We start from the raw sequence: 2,131 nt of genomic DNA on the forward strand, positions 1-2,131 counted from the left end.
CCCCATGCAGTACGCCGACTACGCCGCGTGGCACCGCCGCGCCGTGGAGGGCGACCTGCTGGAGGCGCAGGCGGCGTACTGGACGGGCGCGCTGGCCGGTGCGCCGGAGCTCATCGAGCTTCCCGCGGACCGCCCGCGCCCGCCGCGGCAGGACTTCGCGGGCGCCCTGCTGGACGTGGCGCTGGACGCGGAGCTGTCGGACGCGCTGCGGTCGCTTTCGCAGCGGCACGGGACCACGCTGTTCATGACGCTGCTGGCCGGCTGGGCCACGGTGCTGGCGCGGCTGTCGGGCCAGGACGACGTCGTCATCGGCACGCCGTCGGCCAACCGGGGCCGGGCCGAGGTGGAGGACCTGATCGGCTTCTTCGTCAACACGCTCCCCGTGCGGGTGGACCTGTCGGACCGTCCCACCGTCGGCGAGCTGCTGGAGCAGGTCAGGGCGCGGGCGCTGGAGGCGCAGCGCAACCAGGACATCCCGTTCGAGCAGGTGGTGGAGCGCCTGAGTCCCGCGCGCAGCCGGGCGTACAGTCCGCTCTTCCAGGTGATGTTCGCGTGGCAGAACGCGCCCGGCGAGGCCCCGCGGCTTCCCGGGCTCACCGTGAGCAACGCGGGCGCGGCGGACGTGGAGACGGCCAAGTTCGACCTGTCGCTGGCCCTGTGGGAGCAGGACGGGCGCATCGTGGGCGTGATGGAGTACGCGACGGCGCTCTTCGATGCCGCCACGGTGCGGCGCTTCGCCGGCTACCTGCGCCGGGTGCTCGCGGCCATGGCCGCGGACGATGCCGCCCGTGTGGACGCCCTTCCCCTGTTGTCGTCCGCCGAGCGCCGCCAGGTGCTGGATGAGTGGGGCGCGGGGAACGCGGTGGATGCCGCCCCGTCGACGCTCCACGCGGCGTTCCAAGCGCAGGCCGCCCGCACGCCGCGCGCCGTGGCGCTGGAGCACGCGGGCGAGCGCCTGACGTACGCGGAGCTGGACGCCCGCGCCGACCGCCTGGCGCATCGCCTCTCGTCCCAGGGTGTCACGCGCGGCGACGCCGTGGGCGTGTGCCTGGAGTGGCGCCCGGAGTTGGTGGTGGCGCTGCTGGGGACGCTCAAGGCAGGCGGCGTGTACGTGCCGCTGGATCCGTCGCTTCCGTCCGGCCGCCTGGCGTACATCGCGGAAGATGCGGGGCTGCGCGCCGTCGTGACCCGCGCGGGGCTGGCGGAGCGCGTGCCGTCGTCGGCCATCCGCATCGACGTGGACAGCGACATCGACGTGGACGCGGACGGCGATGCGGCCGCATCCGCCGGATCGCCCGATGTCGTCGTGGACACGGCGGACCTCGCGTACGTCATCTACACGTCGGGATCCACGGGGCAGCCCAAGGGCGTCGCGGTGGAGCACGGGCCGGCCGCCGCGCACCTGGCCGCCATGGCACGGGTGCACGGCATCGTGCCGGAGGACCGCGTGCTGCAGTTCGCGTCCGCCGGGTTCGATGTCTCGCTGGAGCAGGTGTTCCTGCCGCTGCTGTCGGGCGCCACGCTGGTGCTGCGCGGCCCGGAGCCGTGGAGCGCGGCGGAGTTCCGGGCGCGCGTGCGCGCGCTGGGGATCACCGTGGCCAACCTGCCGCCGGCGTACTGGCAGGAGGTGGCGGACGGCGCGGACGCGGACGCCCTGGCGGGGCTCCGGCTGCTGCTGGTGGGCGGCGAGGCGCTGCCGGCCCGCGCGGCGGACGCGCGCGGCGCCGGGCGCCTGGTCAACTGCTACGGGCCCACGGAGACCCTCATCACCGCCACGGCGTTCACGGTGGAGCGGGAAAGCGCCGGCGGACGGACGGTCCCCATCGGCCGGCCGCTCCCGGGTCGCTCGGTCTACGTGCTGGACGCGCGCGGCGAGCCCGTGCCCGCGGGCGTGGCGGGCGAGCTGTACGTCGGCGGGCCGCTGCTGGCCCGCGGCTACCTGGGCCGCCCGGCGCTGACGGCGGAGCGCTTTCTCCCCGATCCGTTCGGGCGCGCGCCCGGCGGGCGGCTGTACCGCACGGGCGACCGCGTGCGCTGGACGGAACGTGCGGGAGTGCGTGAGTCCGTGAGTGCGGAAGTGGGTGATTCCGCCAACTCCCGCACTGACGCACTGACGCACTCACGCACTGCA

1 protein-coding gene is annotated in these 2,131 nt (G+C 75.2%); it reads left to right on the forward strand.

What is annotated here, in order from left to right:
• A partial coding sequence (locus VFZ20_RS12245) for an amino acid adenylation domain-containing protein (RefSeq protein WP_329684169.1) occupies nucleotides 1–2,131 on the forward strand: 2,131 nt, incomplete at both ends.

This window comes from Longimicrobium sp., from assembly GCF_036280135.1.
Taxonomy (GTDB): Bacteria; Gemmatimonadota; Gemmatimonadetes; order Longimicrobiales; family Longimicrobiaceae; genus Longimicrobium.